General features: G+C 72.3%; 6 protein-coding genes and 22 pseudogenes. All 28 read left to right on the top strand.

All coding sequences use genetic code 11. The annotated features are described in order from the left end of the window. Window position 1: 1 nt before the first annotated feature. Window positions 2–837 (top strand): annotated as a pseudogene (locus tag UK94_RS00910) (prolipoprotein diacylglyceryl transferase); the annotation flags it as partial. Between the two features lie 267 nt (window positions 838–1,104). Continuing rightward, window positions 1,105–1,228, top strand: a 124-nt coding sequence (locus tag UK94_RS35805; protein WP_235486158.1) for a hypothetical protein, incomplete at its 3' end; no start/stop codon positions are given. Between the two features lies 1 nt (window position 1,229). After that, window positions 1,230–1,394, top strand: a pseudogene (locus tag UK94_RS35810) (hypothetical protein); the annotation flags it as partial. 1 nt (window position 1,395) lies between these two features. Continuing rightward, window positions 1,396–2,071 (top strand): annotated as a pseudogene (locus UK94_RS35815) (glutamate synthase subunit alpha); the annotation flags it as partial. A 1-nt stretch (window position 2,072) separates the two neighbouring features. Beyond that, a pseudogene (locus UK94_RS35820) lies at window positions 2,073–2,542 on the top strand (glutamate synthase subunit alpha); the annotation flags it as partial. Between the two features lies 1 nt (window position 2,543). Then, a pseudogene (locus UK94_RS35825) lies at window positions 2,544–2,828 on the top strand (glutamate synthase central domain-containing protein); the annotation flags it as partial. 1 nt (window position 2,829) lies between these two features. Continuing rightward, window positions 2,830–4,145, top strand: a pseudogene (locus tag UK94_RS35830) (glutamate synthase central domain-containing protein); the annotation flags it as partial. A gap of 1 nt (window position 4,146) precedes the next feature. After that, window positions 4,147–4,753, top strand: a pseudogene (locus UK94_RS35835) (glutamate synthase-related protein); the annotation flags it as partial. 1 nt (window position 4,754) lies between these two features. Continuing rightward, window positions 4,755–4,916: pseudogene (locus UK94_RS35840) on the top strand (hypothetical protein); the annotation flags it as partial. A 44-nt stretch (window positions 4,917–4,960) separates the two neighbouring features. Continuing rightward, window positions 4,961–5,072 (top strand): annotated as a pseudogene (locus UK94_RS35850) (hypothetical protein); the annotation flags it as partial. A 1-nt stretch (window position 5,073) separates the two neighbouring features. Then, window positions 5,074–5,700 (top strand): annotated as a pseudogene (locus UK94_RS35855) (glutamate synthase subunit alpha); the annotation flags it as partial. Window positions 5,701–5,789: 89 nt separating this feature from the next. Then, a partial coding sequence (locus tag UK94_RS35860; RefSeq protein ID WP_235486160.1) for a hypothetical protein occupies window positions 5,790–5,877 on the top strand: 88 nt, incomplete at its 3' end. A 1-nt stretch (window position 5,878) separates the two neighbouring features. Then, a pseudogene (locus tag UK94_RS00920) lies at window positions 5,879–7,232 on the top strand (glutamate synthase subunit beta); the annotation flags it as partial. 203 nt (window positions 7,233–7,435) lie between these two features. After that, window positions 7,436–8,032 (top strand): adenylate kinase, encoded by a 597-nt coding sequence (locus tag UK94_RS00925; RefSeq protein ID WP_011606077.1) that lies wholly within the window; start codon window positions 7,436–7,438, stop codon window positions 8,030–8,032. A gap of 73 nt (window positions 8,033–8,105) precedes the next feature. Further along, window positions 8,106–8,410 (top strand): annotated as a pseudogene (locus UK94_RS35865) (hypothetical protein); the annotation flags it as partial. Between the two features lie 1,070 nt (window positions 8,411–9,480). Continuing rightward, window positions 9,481–10,076: pseudogene (locus tag UK94_RS35875) on the top strand (hypothetical protein); the annotation flags it as partial. A 484-nt stretch (window positions 10,077–10,560) separates the two neighbouring features. After that, window positions 10,561–10,695: pseudogene (locus UK94_RS75665) on the top strand (Tellurite resistance TerB); the annotation flags it as partial. Between the two features lies 1 nt (window position 10,696). Further along, window positions 10,697–11,016 (top strand): annotated as a pseudogene (locus UK94_RS00935) (TerB family tellurite resistance protein); the annotation flags it as partial. A 218-nt stretch (window positions 11,017–11,234) separates the two neighbouring features. After that, window positions 11,235–11,919 (top strand): sulfite exporter TauE/SafE family protein (locus tag UK94_RS00940; RefSeq protein ID WP_235486023.1); only part of this gene is annotated, 685 nt, incomplete at its 3' end. A 1-nt stretch (window position 11,920) separates the two neighbouring features. After that, a pseudogene (locus tag UK94_RS35890) lies at window positions 11,921–12,125 on the top strand (TSUP family transporter); the annotation flags it as partial. A 448-nt stretch (window positions 12,126–12,573) separates the two neighbouring features. Beyond that, window positions 12,574–13,422: a Trp biosynthesis-associated membrane protein gene (locus UK94_RS00945; RefSeq protein WP_055748301.1), complete on the top strand. Its 849-nt coding sequence runs from the start codon at window positions 12,574–12,576 to the stop codon at window positions 13,420–13,422. A 367-nt stretch (window positions 13,423–13,789) separates the two neighbouring features. After that, on the top strand, window positions 13,790–13,901 hold a 112-nt coding region (locus tag UK94_RS35895; protein ID WP_235486163.1), incomplete at its 3' end, for a hypothetical protein. A gap of 1 nt (window position 13,902) precedes the next feature. After that, a pseudogene (locus tag UK94_RS35900) lies at window positions 13,903–14,379 on the top strand (glycosyltransferase); the annotation flags it as partial. Window position 14,380: 1 nt separating this feature from the next. Further along, window positions 14,381–14,441, top strand: a pseudogene (locus UK94_RS35905) (hypothetical protein); the annotation flags it as partial. A 1-nt stretch (window position 14,442) separates the two neighbouring features. Next, window positions 14,443–15,928, top strand: a pseudogene (locus UK94_RS35910) (glycosyltransferase family 2 protein); the annotation flags it as partial. Beyond that, a pseudogene (locus UK94_RS35915) lies at window positions 15,928–16,260 on the top strand (galactose oxidase); the annotation flags it as partial. The pseudogenes UK94_RS35910 and UK94_RS35915, both read left to right, overlap by 1 nt. 21 nt (window positions 16,261–16,281) lie before the next feature. Then, window positions 16,282–16,569: pseudogene (locus tag UK94_RS35920) on the top strand (galactose oxidase); the annotation flags it as partial. A 793-nt stretch (window positions 16,570–17,362) separates the two neighbouring features. Further along, window positions 17,363–17,637 (top strand): annotated as a pseudogene (locus UK94_RS35925) (galactose oxidase early set domain-containing protein); the annotation flags it as partial. Between the last annotated feature and the right edge of the window lie 7 nt (window positions 17,638–17,644).

Below are 17,644 nucleotides of genomic sequence, written 5' to 3' on the forward strand. Positions count from 1 at the left end.
NTCTGGGGGGCCATCGCCGGCGGCGCGCTGGGCGCCTGGCTCGCCGCCCGGCGTCTCGGGATCAGCCTCGCCCTGTTCGCCGACGCCGCCGCGCCCGGGATCATCCTCGCCCAGGCCATCGGGCGCTGGGGCAACTGGTTCAACCAGGAGCTCTATGGCAAGCCCACCACGCTGCCCTGGGCGGTGCGCATCGACCCCGCGCACCGGGCCGACCCGGGGGTGGCGACGTACCAGCCGACGTTCCTCTACGAATTCCTGTGGAACCTCGTCGTGGCCGCCATCCTGCTGTTGGTCGACCGGCGCCACCGCCTCGGCCGTGGCCGGCTGTTCGCCCTGTACGTCGCGCTCTACACGTTCGGCCGGCTGTGGATCGAGATGCTGCGCATCGACACCGCGGACGAGATCCTCGGCCTGCGCGTGAACATCTGGACCTCCGCGATCGTGTGCGTCGGCGCGGTGGTGGCGCTGCTGGTCGTGCGCCGGCCGGTGGACCCGGACGTGTCCCCGCAGGAGCAGCGGGCGCTGGGGCTGGTCCAGGATCGGACCCGGCGCCAGCCGACGGACGCCGCCGGCGAAACCGCCGGCGAGACCCGCACGGCCACCCGGCACGACGACGCCACGGACGGGGTCGACGTCAACGGCGCCGACGTCGACGGCGCCGATCCCAGCAACGTCAACGGCGCCAACGTCAACGGCGCCGATCCCGTCAACGTCAACGTCAACGACGCCGACGGCGCAGGGGCAGGGGCAGGGGAGCAGCCGGTCGCGGGGGCCGAGACCGGAGCGGCCGCGGTGTCCTCCGGGCGGACGCGGGTCGAAAGGCCGCCCGCGACCTGAGCGTTCACGGCGCTGCCCCGAGCGACGCGCCCGGGCTCACGGCACGGTGCCGCCGCACTACTCGGGCCACCCGTGGTCATGCCCGGAAATGTGACGTTATACGGCCGTGATCTCCTGGACATATATGATCACGGCGCATCGACGCGGCGCGTGGCACACTCGACAGGAGGCAGCCGGCGCTGGGCCAGCGCTGTCATGTCTCGTTTCACCTCGGACAGCGTCGTCCGCACCTCCTTCAGCCCCTGAAGATGGACAGGACTTCGCCGGATGCCGAGTGCGCAAGGTCTTTACGACCCCACCTTCGAACACGACGCCTGTGGTGTCGGCTTCGTCGTCGACGTGCGCGGCCGACGTAGCCACGAACTGGTCGACCAGGGCCTGACCGTGCTGCNCAACCTCGATCACCGAGGTGCGTCGGGCAGTGACCCGGACACCGGCGACGGAGCCGGCATCCTGGTCCAGGTCCCCGATCTGTTCCTGCGCGACGTGGTCGACTTCGCCCTGCCCGCGCCCGGGCGGTACGCGGTCGGCATCGCCTTCCTGCCGCAGGTCGCGGGNGAGCGCGACGACGCGGTGCGCACGATCAGCCGCATCGTCCGCCAGGAGGGCCTGCGGGTCCTCGGCTGGCGCGAGGTGCCGACGGTCAGCCACATCGTCGGGCACGCGGCCCGCGAGGTGGAGCCGAGGATGCGCCAGCTCTTCCTCGCCCTGCCGGGCAGCCTGCCCGGCGCGGGGGCGAAGGGCGTCGCGAACGCGCAGGGGCCGGCCGAGGGTGCCGCCGCGGACGGCGCCGACGACGGCTTCGACGTGGGTGACCTGGAGCGCCGGGCGTTCTGCGTGCGCAAGCGGATCCGGCGGGAGACCGGCGTCTACCTGTCCTCGCTGTCGTCGCGGACGCTGGTCTACAAGGGCATGCTGACCACGCATCAGCTCTCGGCCTACTTCCCCGACCTCGACGATCCGCGGTTCGCCAGCGCCATCGCGCTCGTGCACAGCCGCTTCTCGACGAACACGTTCCCGAGCTGGCCGCTGGCACACCCCTACCGGTTCGTCGCGCACAACGGCGAGATCAACACGGTCCGTGGCAACCGGAACTGGATGCGGGCCCGCGAGGCGCTGCTGGCCAGCGACCTCATCCCCGGCGACCTGGCCCGGCTGTTCCCGATCTGCGCGGACGGCGCGAGCGACTCGGCGAGCTTCGACGAGGTGCTGGAGCTGCTGCACCTCGGCGGGCNCAGCCTGCCGCACTCGGTGCTGATGATGATCCCCGAGGCGTGGGAGAACCACGCCGAGATGGATCCGGCGCTGCGAGCCTTCTACGAGTTCCACTCCACGCTGATGGAGCCCTGGGACGGCCCGGCGTCGATCGCGTTCACCGACGGCACGGTGATCGGCGCGGTGCTGGACCGCAACGGCCTGCGCCCCTCGCGCTACTGGGTGACCGACGACGGGCTGGTCGTGATGGCCTCCGAGGTCGGCGTGCTCGACATCCCGCCGCACAAGATCGTCCAGAAGGGTCGGCTGCAGCCGGGCCGGATGTTCCTCGTCGACACCGCGCAGAAGCGCATCGTCAGCGACGAGGAGATCAAGTCGGAGCTGGCAGGCGCCGCCCCCTACGCCGAGTGGCTGCACGCCGGGCTGATCTCGCTGGACGACCTGCCCGACCGCGAGCAGGTCATCTACGGCCACTCCTCGGTGCTGCGCCNCCAGCAGGTGTTCGGCTACACCGAGGAGGAGCTGCGCGTCCTGGTCGCGCCGATGGCGCGTGCCGGCGCCGAGCCGATCGGCTCGATGGGCACCGACACTCCCGTCGCCGTGCTCTCCAGCCGTCCCCGGCTGCTGTTCGACTACTTCACTCAGCTGTTCGCGCAGGTCACCAACCCGCCGCTGGACGCGATCCGGGAGGAGCTGGTCACCAGCCTCGGGCGGACCCTGGGCCCGGAGGGCAACCTGCTCGCGCCGTCGCCGGCGTCGTGCCGGATGGTGCACCTNCCCTACCCGGTGATCTCCAGCGGCCAGCTCTCGAAGATCATCGGCATCAACGACGACGGGGACATGCCCGGGTTCGCCTCGGTGACCGTGCGCGGCCTCTACGACGTCGACGGGGGCGGGGCGGCGCTCGCGGCCCGCCTCGACGAGATCTGCGCCGGGGTCAGCGAGGCCATCGCCGACGGGGCGCGCATCGTCGTGCTCTCCGACCGTGACTCCGACGAGCGCAAGGCGCCGATCCCGTCGCTGCTGCTCACCGCGGCCGTGCACCACCACCTGATCCGGGAGCGGACCCGGACGAAGGTCGGCCTCATCGTCGAGTGCGGCGACGCCCGCGAGGTGCACCACATCGCCCTGCTCACCGGCTACGGCGCCGCGGCGGTCAACCCGTACCTGGCGTTCGAGTCGATCGACACCCTGATCGCCGAGGGCGAGATCGCCGACGTGTCCCGGGAGCAGGCCGAGAAGAACCTGATCAAGGCGCTCGGCAAGGGCGTGCTGAAGGTGATGTCGAAGATGGGCATCTCCACCGTCGCCAGCTACACCGGCGCCCAGGTCTTCGAGGCGATCGGACTGTCCCAGGAGCTGGTCGACGCCTACTTCGTCGGCACCCCCTCGCGCCTGGACGGCATCGGGCTGGACGTCATCGCCGACGAGGTCGCCGCCCGGCACCGCCGTGCGCACCCGCGGGTCGCCTCCGAGCTCGCCCACCGGGGCCTGGAGGTCGGCGGCGAGTACCAGTGGCGGCGCGAGGGCGAGATCCACCTGTTCAACCCGGAGACCGTCTTCCTGCTCCAGCACGCCACCCGGACCCGCCAGTACGACGTCTTCCAGGAGTACACCGGCAAGGTCGACGGCCTGTCCCGGGAGAACTCGACCCTGCGCGGGCTGTTCGAGCTGCGCACCGGGGTACGCCCACCGGTGCCGATCGACGAGGTCGAACCGGTTTCGGAGATCGTCAAGCGGTTCGCCACCGGCGCCATGTCCTACGGGTCGATCAGCGCGGAGGCGCACGAGACCCTGGCGATCGCGATGAACCGGCTCGGCGGCAAGTCGAACACCGGCGAGGGCGGCGAGGACGCCCGCCGTTTCGTCCCCGACGCCAACGGGGACCTGCGCCGCTCGGCGGTCAAGCAGGTCGCCAGCGGCCGGTTCGGCGTGACCAGCGAGTACCTGGCCAACGCCGACGACATCCAGATCAAGATGGCGCAGGGGGCGAAGCCCGGCGAGGGCGGCCAGCTCCCGGGCCACAAGGTCTACCCGTGGATCGCGAAGACCCGGCACTCGACGCCCGGCGTGGGGCTGATCTCCCCGCCGCCNCACCACGACATCTACTCGATCGAGGACCTCGCCCAGCTCATCCACGACCTGAAGAACGCCAACCCGAAGGCGCGGGTGCACGTCAAGCTCGTCGCCGAGGTCGGCGTCGGCACGGTCGCCGCCGGCGTCTCCAAGGCGCACGCCGACGTGGTGCTGATCTCCGGGCACGACGGCGGCACCGGCGCGTCCCCGCTGACCTCGCTCAAGCACGCCGGCGCCCCCTGGGAGCTGGGCCTGGCCGAGACCCAGCAGACGCTGCTGCTCAACGGGCTGCGCGACCGGATCGTCGTGCAGGTCGACGGCCAGCTCAAGACCGGCCGCGACGTCGTCGTCGGCGCGCTGCTCGGCGCCGAGGAGTTCGGCTTCGCCACCGCGCCGCTCGTCGTCGCCGGCTGCGTGATGATGCGCGTCTGTCACCTGGACACCTGTCCGGTTGGAGTGGCCACCCAGAACCCGGCGCTGCGGGAGCGGTTCACCGGCAGGCCGGAGTTCGTCGAGGCGTTCTTCACCTTCATCGCCGAGGAGGTTCGCGCCTACCTCGCGGCGCTGGGCTTCCGGACCCTGCAGGAGGCCGTCGGCCGCGTCGACCTGCTCGACGCCCGCGCGGNGATCGAGCACTGGAAGGCTTCCGGGCTCGACATCACGCCGCTGCTGCACACCCCCGAGCGGCCGTTCGGCGGCTCGCTGAACTGCACCTCCAGCCAGGACCACGGGCTGGACAAGGCGCTGGACAACTCGCTGATCCAGCTCTGCGAGGGGGCCCTCGACGANGGCCGGCCGGTCTGGCTCGAGATGCCGATCCGCAACGTCAACNGCACCGTGGGCACGATGCTCGGCTACGAGGTGACGAAGCGGTACGGCGCGGCCGGGCTGCCCGACGACACGATCCAGCTGCGCTTCACCGGGTCCGCCGGGCAGAGCTTCGGNGCCTTCGCCCCCAGGGGCATGACGCTGACCCTCGAGGGCGACGTGAACGACTACACCGGCAAGGGCCTGTCCGGCGGCAAGATCTTCGTGTTCCCGCCCAAGGAGTCGCCGCTGCGCGCCGAGGAGAACATCGTCGCGGGCAACGTCCTGCTCTACGGGGCGACGGCGGGGGAGGCGTTCTTCCGCGGGATCGTCGGCGAGCGGTTCTGCGTGCGCAACTCCGGGGCGACCGCGGTCGTCGAGGGCGTCGGCGACCATGGCTGCGAGTACATGACCGGCGGCACGGTGCTGGTCCTCGGCGCGATCGGGCGGAACTTCGCCGCCGGCATGAGCGGCGGCGTGGCGTACCTGTACGACCCGGTCGAGGCCCGGATCAACACCGAGATGGTCGACGTCGAGGACCTGGAGGCCGCTGACGAGGCGGTCGTGCGCGACCTGCTCGTCCGCCACCGCCGGGAGACCGGTTCGACGGTGGCCGCGCGGCTCTACGCCGACTGGGAGAACGTGCGCGGCGCGTTCCGCAAGGTCATGCCGCGCGACTACAAGCGGGTGCTCACCGCGATCCGCCAGGCCGAGGAGCAGGGCCTCGTCGCCGAGGACGTCATCATGGCGGCGAGTCGTGTCTGACCGGCGCCGCCCGTGCGGCGGCCGGCCGGCCGTGGAGAAGCTGAGCGTCGATGGGGCCGGGTGGCCCGGACGGATCCGACAGGAGTGTCATGGCTGACCCGACAGGCTTCCTCAAGCACCGCCGGGAGCTGCCGAAGCGCCGGCCGGTCGACCTCCGCCTCCAGGACTGGCGGGAGGNCTACCAGCCCTTCCCCGAGGAGCACCTGCGCGAGCAGGCCGGCCGGTGCATGGACTGCGGCATCCCGTTCTGCCACAACGGCTGCCCGCTGGGGAACATCATCCCCGAGTGGAACGACCTGACCCGGCGCGGGGACTGGACCGACGCGATCGAGCGCCTGCACGCGACGAACAACTTCCCCGAGTTCACCGGCCGGCTGTGCCCCGCGCCGTGCGAGGCGGCCTGCGTGCTGGGTATCGGGGACGACCCGGTGACCATCAAGCAGGTCGAGGTCAGCATCATCGACCGGGCCTGGGCGGACGGCACCGTCGTGCCGGTGCCGCCGACGGTCCGCACCGGGAAGCGGGTCGCCGTGGTCGGCTCCGGCCCGGCCGGGCTCGCCGCCGCCCAGCAGCTCACCCGCGCCGGACACGACGTCGTCGTGTACGAGCGGGCGGATCGGATCGGCGGGCTGCTGCGCTACGGCATCCCCGAGTTCAAGATGGAGAAGAAGGTCGTCGACCAGCGGCTCGCCCAGATGGAGGCCGAGGGCACCTCGTTCGTGACCTCCTGCAACGTCGGGGTCGACATCTCCGCCGACGAGCTGCGTTCCTCGTACGACGCGGTCGTGCTCGCCGGTGGCTCGACGGTCGGTCGCGACCTGCCGGTCCCCGGCCGCGAGCTCGGCGGCATCCACCTCGCCATGGAGTTCCTGGTGCCGGCGAACCGGGTCGCCCAGGGCGACCTGGCGACCTCGCCGATCTCGGCGAAGGGTAAGCGGGTCGTCATCATCGGCGGCGGCGACACCGGCGCGGACTGCCTGGGCACCTCGCATCGCCAGGGCGCGGCGTCGGTGCACCAGCTGGAGATCATGCCGCGGCCGCCGGAGCTGCGGGCGCCGGCCAACCCGTGGCCGTCGTACCCGATCGTCTACCGGGTGTCCAGCGCGCACGAGGAGGGCGGCGAGCGGGTCTTCGCCGTCAACACCGAGCGGTTCCTCGGTGACGACGAGGGCAACGTGCGGGCGCTGCGCATGCACGAGGTCCGCTTCGTCGGCGGGAAGTTCGAGAAGGTCGAGGGCACCGACGTCGAGCTGCCCTGCGAGCTGGTGCTGCTGGCCATGGGCTTCACCGGCCCGGAGAAGCCCGGCCTGCTGACCGATCTCGGGGTCGACCTCGACCCCCGGGGCAACGTCGCCCGCGACGCCGGCTGGTCGTCGTCGGTGCCCGGCGTGTTCGTCGCCGGGGACATGGGCCGCGGCCAGTCGCTGATCGTCTGGGCGATCTCGGAGGGGCGCGCGGCGGCCGCCGCGGTCGATCGCCACCTCATGGGCCGCACCGACCTGCCCGAGCCGATCACCCCGACCCGTCGCTGACGATGACGGCCGCCCTCCCGCAGGGGCGGCCGTCACGGCCGGTCCCCGCCGGCGTCACCGGTGTGGCCGCGTGCGGCCGCGACGGTCAGCTGTTCGCGTTCGGTGACACAGCGCTGTGATGTGCCTTGCTCCCTGCCGGATCTGCCCCGATTGACCGAGATCTGCTAGGGGCATCGGCGCTGGTGGCGGTACCGTCCTGTCCTATGAGGCTCGTGCTGCTCGGCCCCCCGGGCTCCGGCAAGGGAACGCAGGGCGCGCGCATCAGCGCCCGCCACGGCATTCCCGCGATCTCCACCGGCCAGCTCTTCGACCGGCAGATCGCCGCGGGGACGGACCTGGGCCGCCGCGCCGAGCGGTATGTCCGCGCCGGCGAGCTCGTGCCCGACGAGATCGTCCTGGACATGGTCGCCGAGCGGCTCGACGGCAGCGTCGACTGCGCCGTCGGCTTCCTGCTCGACGGCTTCCCCCGCACCTACCCGCAGGCGGAGGCGCTGGACCGGATGCTCGCCGCGAGCTGTGGCCCGCTCGACGCGGTCATCGACCTCGACGTCGACATCGACGAGGTGCTCGACCGTATCCGCCGCCGTGCGCACACCGAGGACCGCGTCGACGACGGCGACGACACCGCGCGTCGCCGGCTGAAGGTCTTCGCGGAGGAGACCGCGCCGCTGCGCCGCTACTACCGCCGCAGCGGACTGCTGCGCACCGTCGACGGCGCGGGCACCCCCGACGAGGTGGCCGCCCGCATCGAGCGCGTGCTGGCGGACACCGCCCACCCCGAGCTGCACCTGCCCGGCTGACCGCTGCGGCGGGGGAGCCCGAGGGGTCCCCGGTCGCTGCCGCCCGCGTGGGACCGCGTCGAGTCGCGATATCTTGAACGCGGTGAGCCAGGGCGCGGATGAGCGGGAGCCGTCGGTACGGACCGGTCGGGCCACGGGCGGCGCCCAGCCCGCCGCCGGTCCGCCGCACACGGGCCGCCGGCGCGCCACGCACCTCGGTCTGGTTGCCCTCGTCGTGGTCTGCTGGCTGCCGCTGGTGGTCATCCTCACCGCGTCGCGGACCGTGCTGAACCCGGCCTTCTACTCCCAGTCGCTGGCCCGAGCGCACGCCTACGACCGCATCTACACCGAGGTCCTGCCCGACCCGGCGGTCGACACGCTGCTCGCCGGTCTGCCGATNGACAGCTCACTGGTCACCGCGAACCTGCGTACGGTGCTNCCGCCGGCGACGGTGCAGGAGATGACCGACGAGCAGATCACCCGGATCGTCGACTACCTGCGCGCCCGCACCNGCGACGTGGAGCTCGCCGTCGACCTGCGGCCCATCTTCGGCAACATCTCCGGCCTGGCCAACCGCTACATCGCCGGCGAGCTCGGCGCCGGCACCAGCTACCGGGTCGCGTCCGTGCAGGACTTCACCCACGGCGTGCTGACCGCGCTGGACGACATCGCGGNGGGCCGCCCCCCGGCGTCGCTGCCCAGCATCGAGCTGACCCCGCAGGACACCGACCGGATCCTGCCGCTCGTGCTCGACCGGGTGGATCCGGCGACCCGCGCGCGCGTCGGTCCCGAACTGCGGGCGTTGCTGCGCTCGGGCGACGTCGCCGGGGCGCTGGCTCTCATCGGGCCGCAGGTCTTCCAGGGCGACGAGCGGGCCACCGCGCGGCTGCAGGCGTCGCTGCACGGCTCCACCCTCGACCTCGGCCTACGCCTGTCGGACCTGCGCGACTCCCCGGCGATCACCGCGATCGACCGCCTGCACGACGTCGCCGCCACCCTGACCTGGGTGACCGTGCTGCTGAGCCTGATCATGGCCGGCGCGCTGGCCGGCATCGTCGTGCTGGCCGGGCGGCGGGGGGTCTCGCGGGTCCGCGCGGCGGCCGGGGCGGTGATCGCGGCCGGGCTCGGCGCGGCCCTGCTCGGGGCGGTGCTGCGCCTGACCCTGCCCAATCCGCTGACCTCGCTCGCCGGGCCGCGCTCGCCGTTGCCCCCCGGGGCGAGCGCGGTGCTCGTCGACTTCTCCCGGCACGCCTACGGGACGGTGGAGGGCGACTACCTGCGGGTCGTGGCCTGGACGCTCGTCGTCGGCCTGGCCGCCGCCGGGCTGTCATTGCTGGTCGCGGTGTCGGCGCGGTGGAGCCGGACGGGTCGCCGCCGCCGGGTCGCCACCGCGTTCGCCCTGGCCGTGCCCGTGATGGTCACCGTGACCTGGACCGCGTTCCCCGGCGCCGCAGCCGAGCCGCGCGAGNTGTGCGAGAGCAGCCCCTCGCTGTGCGATCGGCGCTACGACCAGGTGACCTACCTCGCGACCCACAACGCGATGGCGAACAGCGAGGACCGGTTCCTCGGCCCGTCCCAGGACCCGACGATCGTCCACCAGCTCGACTCCGGGGTGCGGACGCTGCTGATCGACGTCCATCACTGGACGCCACCCGCGCAGGTCGAGGCGTACCTGGCCACGCTGCCGCCGGCGACCCGCGCGGCGCTGGCCCCGCTGACCCGGGGTGCCGTGTCGACGCGGCCCGGCGTCTGGCTGTGCCACAACCTGTGCCAGCTCGGCTCGCTGGACTTCGTCACGGAGCTCGGCCGGGTGCGGGACTGGATGGCCCGCAACCCGACCGAGGTGGTGACACTGATCATTCAGGATGACGACGTCCCGGCCAGCGAGATCGCCGGCGGGGTTGCGGCGGCGGGGCTCGCCGGCATGGTCGCGACGCCGCCCGACGATCCCCATGGACGCTGGCCGACGCTGCGCGCCATGATCGATTCGGGTCGGCGGCTGGTGGTCTTCACCGAGCGCCAGGACCTGCCGGGCACGTTCCCGCGCGGCTTCTACCGGTACGCCNCCGACACGCCGTTCGCCGCAAAGCGGCCCGAGGACCTGCGCGGCTGCGTGCGCAACCGGGGCGCGGCCGGTGCGGGCCTGCTGCTGATGAACCACTGGCTGACCGACGCCGCGCCCAGCCGGCGGGCCGCGCTGACCTCCAACGCCGCCGACACCATCGTCGGCAGAGCCGAGCGCTGCCGTGCGGAGCAGGGCCGGACGCCGACGTTCGTCGCGGTCGACTTCTCGACAATCGGTTCGGCGCAGGCCGCGGTCGACCGCCTCAACCGCCTCCCCGCATCGGCGGCCTCCGCCACCGGAGGCTGATGACGCCACTGGAGGCTGCTGACGCCACCGGAGGCTGATGACGGCGCCGGAGGTCGACGGGGTGGCGGAGGTTGACGGGGTGGCGGGGGTAGCCGGTGGGAGCATGGGTCGGCCATCGTGCGTTGCAACCAGCGAGAAGACGCCTCCGTCGACCCCACACCCGCGCAAGGGAGTCCAGGTGCCCATCTGGAACCAGCTTCGGCAGTCCGCCCAGACGATGCAGGGCCAGCTCGCCGCGAAGAAGAACGACCTCAAAAGCGGCGCCTTCCGCGATGCCAGCATGGCGATCTGCGCGTTGGTCGCGGCGGCGGACNGGACGATCGACCCGGCCGAGCGTCAGCGGGTCGCGTCACTGATCATCTCGAATGACGTGCTCAACAACTTCCCGGCCGACGACCTCCAGCGACGCTTCAACGACTACGTCGGCAAGCTCCAGGCGGACTTCGAGTTCGGCAAGGTGTCCGTCCTGCAGGACATCGGCAAGACGAAGAAGAAGCCGGCTGAGGCGCGCGCCGTCATCCAGATCGGCATCGTCATCGGCGGGGCGGACGGCACCTTCGACAAGAGCGAGCAGGCCGTCGTGCGCGAGGCGTGTTTCGCGGTCGGGATCAGCCCCGAGGAGTTCGATCTGTAGCTCCGCTCCGGGGTACGGTGGCCGCCGAGCGCCTACCTCGTCACACTTTCTCCCATGTTCGCCGCCGGAGCTGGATGCTCGGGCAGATCGCCCGAACGGGTTGACCTGCAGGTCAACGCGTTGCCCGGGGGAGCCGGGCGGCAGGCGGGTGCGGACTGCGGCGCCCATGGCCGTCCGGGTGGATCCCCGCGGCGACGGCGTGTGACGAGGGAGGACGCGTGGGTCCAGCCGATGCCCTGCTGACGGCCGGGGCGGGTCTGCTGGCGGGAGCGGTCAACGCCATCGCCGGCGGAGGGACCCTGATCGCCTTCCCCGCTCTGCTCACCACGGGCATGCCCGCGCTGACCGCGAACATCACCTCGTCGGTGGGCCTGCTCACCGGCTACGCCGGCGGTGCGCTGGGCTACCGCCGCGAGCTCGCCGACCAGGTCGACCGGCTGCGGGCGCTCGGACCGCCCGCGATGCTCGGCGGGATCGTCGGCGCGGTCGTGCTGCTGGCCACCCCGTCGGACAGCTTTCGGGCCCTGGTCCCGTACCTCGTCCTGGTCTCCTGCCTGCTGCTGGCGGCGCAGACCCGGCTGGCCGCGGTCGTGGCGCGCCGTCGGGCCGCGGCCGCCGTGGCAACGGCCGCCCCGTCGGTTCCGGCCGCCCCGTCGGTTCCGGTCGCCTCAGCGGTTCCGGTCGCCTCGACGGTTCCGGTCGCCTCGACGGTTCCGGCTGCGTCTGCGGCGGGGATCGGCGGCTCACCGACCGCGGTCACCTGGCCCACCCGAATCGGGATCTTCGTCGCCGGCGTGTACGGCTCGTACTTCGGCGCCGGCCTCGGGGTGCTGTTGCTCGGCGTGCTGGGGATCCTGCTCGTCGACGACCTCCAACGCACGAATGCGCTCAAGACGCTGCTTGNCTTCGGCGTGAACGCGGTGGGCGTCGCCGTGTTCCTCATCACCGCGAAGGTCTCCTGGGGATTCGCGGGCATCCTCGTGGTCGCCTCGCTGCTCGGCGGCCTGCTCGGCGCCCGGATCGCCCGGCGGCTGCGCCCGACCCTCCTGCGTGCGGCGGTCATCACGCTGGGTGTCGTCGTGGCGATCGTGCTCATCATCCGGAACTGATCGGCGCCGCGCGGGCCATCTCACCAGGGGCCGTCGCATCGAGGACGATCTCACCGGAGGCCATCGCGCGGCCGGCCATCTCATCGCGGGACAACCGGCCGGACAACGCTCCGACCTACGTCGGGTAATTTTGNCGGTCCGCGCCTCGAATGACGCTCACGTCAGTGTCACAATGGCAGCCCGACGAGCCGGGCCCGGCGGAGCCGTATTCGGCGCGCCCGCATAATCTGTGTACGCAGTGTTCCCGAGGAACGCTCACGTAACGGTAATCCTGTGCGGATGGCGCAACAATCTCGCCCCGCTGAGCGTCTATCAGCGGGGCTGCTGCCAGCGTGATCCGCGCGGGGTCGGTGGGTCCTGTCGCGCCAGGGGGTGGCGCGGTATCGCGGCATGCCCGTGCGGTCGGTCGGAGTGCCGACGCGCGTGGCCGTCCGCTGGGAGGGGTCTTGTGTTCGACGATGAACCGAGTGCAGACGGGCGGTCCGGCGCGGCGCGGCCGGGGGCGCAGCGGGCGGGCGGGCGGGGCCTGAGCCGCCCGTCGGCGGGGGCCGCGCGCTGGTCGGACCGGGCGCTGGCGCTGTGCGCGTTGGCCGGGCTGATCGCCGCGGCCGCCGTGACGCGCACCTGGGCGCGCGCGACCCTGTCGGACCGCGGCTCGGCGTTGCTGGTGGTCACCCGATCGGGCTGGCAGTTGCGGCCGGCCGGGCCGCTGGTCGTCGCGTTCGGCCTGGTCACGGCCCTGGTCTGCCTGCTGGCGCACCGCCGCGGCCGGGCCGCGTTCGGCGCGCTGCTGGCCCTGCTCGGCGCCGCCGTCACCGGCCTCGCGCTGAGCCGGCTGCACGCCGCCGATCCGCTCGTGCACACGATCGGCCGGCTGCGTATCGGCACCTTCCAGACCGACGAACCGGTCGCGGCGGGCACCGCCGGCGCGGGCCTGTGGACCGCGGTCGTGGCCGGAATCGTGATGGTGCTGACGGCCGTGGGCTGGCTGCGGCTCTCCCGCCGCGCCGCGGCGGAGTCCCACGCGTCGACGGCCGGCGGATGGGCCGGCCCGGCCGGAGCGGCGCAGGCCGGCTTCGCTCCTGTCGCCGGGCCCGCCCCCGCCGAGACGCCGGGAGCCGAGACGCCGGGAGCCGTGGCGTCCGGAGCCGTGGTGTCCGGAGCCGGGGTGTCGGGGCCGGCTGGGTCAGGAACGGTCGGGTCAGGAGCGGCCGGGTCGGGTGCCGGGTCGGCGGGGCGCGGTGGGATCCAGGGCGGCGACGGAGCCGCGGAACGCGGAGTCGACCATGGCCTATGACTATGCGTCGTTCTCGACGCTCNCCGGACCGCTCCAGGAGCCCCCCGCCCGCGGGGAGTACCACGTCGCCTACCGCAAGATCATGGTCGGGCGGGCGCTCTACCAGGTGTTGCCGCAGCTCATCGCCACGGTAGGCCTGTCGTCGTTGTTCTTCGTGTGGCTGCTTCAGCCGCAGCACTACCCGCATGCGAAGTACCTGCCGACCGCCGTGCAGGTCGGCAACGCCGTGATGTTCTGGCTGATCGTGGTCACGGAGGGTATCCGGCTACTGAACTCGATCACCCTGTGCTGGTCGGCCTACATCATGCGCAATCCGGTGCCCGTGNGACCACCGAAGGGGCTGCGCGTCGCCTTCACGACGACGATCGTGCCGGCGAAGGAGCCCCTCGACGTCGTCCGGGACACCCTCATCGCGGCGCGCAACATCCGCCACGACTCGACGATCGACGTCTGGCTGCTCGACGAGGGTGACGACCCTGNGGTGCGTGCGATGTGCGCCGAGATCGGGGTCAACCACTTCTCCCGCAAGGGTGTGGAGCGCTGGAACACCGGCCGCGGCCGGTTCCGGGCGAAGACCAAGCACGGCAACCACAACTCGTGGCTCGACGCGCACGGCGACACCTACGACGTGGTGCTCTCCGTCGACCCGGACCATATCCCGCTGCCGAACTTCGCGGAACGCATGCTCGGCTATTTCCGGGATCCGAACGTCGCTTTCGTCGTCGGCCCGCAGGTCTACGGAAACTTCCGCCATTACCTGACCCGTGGCGCCGAGGCGCAGAACTACATGTTCCATTCGGTCATCCAGCGGGCCGCGAACCGGTTCGCCGCCGGCATGTTCGTGGGCACGAACCACGCCTACCGGGTCGAGACCTGGCGGCAGATCGGCGGCTTCCAGGACTCGATCACCGAGGACCTCGCGACGTCGTTCGCCGTGCACGGCGCCCGCAACCCGCGNACGAACCACCGCTGGACCTCGGTCTACACCCCGGACGTCATCGCCGTCGGTGAGGGCCCGGNCACCTGGACGGACTTCTTCAGCCAGCAGCTGCGCTGGGCGCGGGGCGCCAACGAGGTCCTCGTCACCGAGGCCGCCGGCCGGATGCGCAAGCTCAGCTGGGGCCCGCGGCTGCACTACGCCACGCTCATGCTGCACTACCCGACGGTCGCGCTGACCTGGATCCTCGGCATGATCCTCACCACGACGTACATGGCGCTGGGCTCCACCGGGGTGGTCGTGCACGTCTCGGCGTGGCTGGCGCTCTACATCGACGTGTTCGCCGCCCGGCTGCTGCTCTACTTCTGGCTGCGCCGGTTCAACACCAGCCCGCACGAGGAGGCGGGCAGCGCCGGGATGTCCGGCATCTTCGTGTCGGTGCTGTGCACGCCGTTCTACTCGACGGCGTTCGTCGGGGCGATCTTCCGGCGCAAGCTCGGTTTCGTCGTGACGCCGAAGGGCGACCAGGCGAGCCCGGACCGGCTGCTGACCTTCCGCAAGCACCTGTTCTGGGCGGCCTGGTCGGCGGGGTCGATCGCGGCCGCCGCCGCGCTCGGCCACCTGTACCCGGCGAACATGGTCTGGGTCTCGCTGTCGCTGGTGACCTGTCTGCTGCCGATCGGGCTCTGGGGCCTCGAGCCGATCCTCGCGCCGCGGCGTGCGGCGGCGCCGAACCCGCTGCCCGCCGCGCACGTGCCGGCGCCGCGTAGCGCGCCGCGGACCGTCGGGTCGGGCGGGCACGCACCCGTCCGCGCGGCCGCGGCCGGGTACCCGTCCGCCCTCGACCCGGTCACCGAGGAGGTGCCGGCCGCCGTCGTCGCGACGTTCGCCGAGCCGGCGACGGAGCACGTGCACGTGCCGATTCCCGCGGTGCTGGCCGGCGCCGGCGCGTCCGGTGCCGGCGCGTCCGGTGCCGGTGCCGAGACGATCGTCGGACCGAGGGTTCCCGCCGCCGCGTCGGCGAAGTCCGCGGGCCGGGCGGGCGATTCCACGGGCGTGGACGGGCCCACCATCCTGCTGTCCGCCCCCGCGGCGGCCGCGGCCGCGGCCCGAGCCGCAGCCGGTGGCGCTGGCGGTGGCGGTGCCGGTGGTGGTGGTGGTGGGATCGCCGGCGCGGGCGGTGCCGACCAGGACACCGTCATCACCCGCACACTGCCCTCCAGCGGGGGCCGGCCGCCGCGGGAAGGCGATCGGCCCGCCGCGGACGGGCGCGAGTGGCGCCGCGAGCGCCGGGCTGCCGAGCGGCCGGCCGACCTGCCCGCCTACGCCGACGACGAGCTCCCCTTCACCGAGCTCCCCTACGCCGAGCCCGCCTACGCCGACGACGAGCCTGCCCAGGTCGAACCGGCGTTCACGGAACAGCAGACCGTCCTGACCCGGCGCGGCAAGGACCTGGCCGGGGTGTCCGCCGCGGGCGAGCAGCCCGCCTACGTCGAGGACGTCACGATGCGGCTCACCCCGCGCCGCCGCCGCGTCACCCTCGATGGCACGCTCGAGGAGCTGCACTGATGGCCGACCGTCCCCGGCGTTCCGGCCCGACGCCGGACCCCGACCCGCCGACCGTCTCCGACCTGCCGCCGCCGGGCGGACCGCGGCCACTCGACGACCCCCGGATGGCCCCCGTCGTCGCCGCGCCGACGACCTCCCGGCGGCGCCGTCGGCTCCTGCAGGCGACGGTCATCGTGCTCGTCGTCCTCGCCGGCAACTTCCCGTACATGGACTCCTGGGCGTCCGACCGGTACGACGAGTGGCGCTCCCACCAGCCCGCGTACATGCGGGACAACGGGCGCTGGGACATCGTCGCGGACAGCGGCTCGCGGTCCATCCATGCCGCGCTGCTGNGCACCGGCAAGGTTCTGTTGATGTCCGGTTCCGGCAACGACAAGAACAACTTCGACGCCAAGCGGTTCGAGACCGTCCTGTGGGATCCGGCGGCGAACAGCTTCCAGAAGATCTACACGCCGTGGGACGTCTTCTGCGCCGGTCACGCCTTCCTGCCCAACGGCGATCTGCTGATCGCCGGCGGGACGAAGGCCTACGAGGTGCTGGCGCAGGACGCCCCCGACGGCAAGAAGAAGGAATACGAGGGCCTGAAGGACTCCTACGTGTTCGATCCGATCAGCGAGCGGTACGTCAAGACCGGGTTCCTGNAGCACGCCCGCTGGTATCCGACGCTGGTCACGCTCGCCAACGGCGCGGTCGTCGCCGTCTCCGGGCTCAACGAGAACGGCGACATCGACCCGGGCAACACCGAGTCCTACGACATCGCGAGCTCGGCCTGGATCGAGCATCCGGAGCTGGTCAAGGAGTTCCCGACCTACCCGTCGCTGCTGCTCGCCGCCGACGGGCGACTGTTCTTCTCCGGCGCCAACGCCGGCTACGGACCGGCGTCGCTGGAGGCGCGCCAGTCGGGCCTGTGGAATCTCACGAACAACCAGTTCCAGGCCGTTCCCGGGCTGCCGCTGCCCGAGGTCAACGAGACGGCCGGCACCGTGCTGCTCGCCCCGGCGCAGGACCAGAAGGTCATGTTCATCGGCGGCGGGGGCGTCGGCGACACCCAGGTGGCGACCGACCGCACCGCCATCGTCGACCTGGCCGCGCCGCAGCCCGCCTGGCAGCGCGGTCCGGACCTCAGCTCGCCGAAGCGGTACCCGGGCGCCGTGCTGCTGCCCGACGACACCGTGCTGGTCTCCGGCGGGTCGCGGCGCTACCGGGCGAAGGACACCCTCACCGCCGAGATCTACGACCCGGCGACGAAGGCGTTCCGCCCGGTGGCCGACCCGCATGTCGGCCGCGACTACCACTCCGAGTACCTGCTGCTGCCCGACGGCCGGGTCGCGGTCTTCGGCTCGAACCCGCTCAGCGACGACAACACGTTCGACACCCGCGTCGAGGTCTACTCCCCGCCCTACCTGTACGCCGGGGAACGCCCGGTGATCAGCNGCGCCCCGGGCACGATCACCCGAGGCACGACGATCACCCTGCACGCCTCACAGAAGATCGGCAAGGTCCGGCTGATGCGGCCCGGTGCCTACACCCACGTGACCGACACCGAGCAACGGTCGGTAGCGTTGCCGATCACGGCACAGGCGGACGGTACGGTCACCGTGAGCGTGCCGGACAATCCGAACGTCCTGCCGGGTGACTGGTACATGCTCTTCGTCGACAACGGTGCGAACGTGCCGTCGGTCGCGACCTGGGTGCACGTGACCCCCTGACGGCCGC

Origin of the sequence: Frankia sp. AvcI1, assembly GCF_001420875.1 — a bacterium.
Taxonomy (GTDB): Bacteria; Actinomycetota; Actinomycetes; order Frankiales; family Frankiaceae; genus Frankia; species Frankia alni.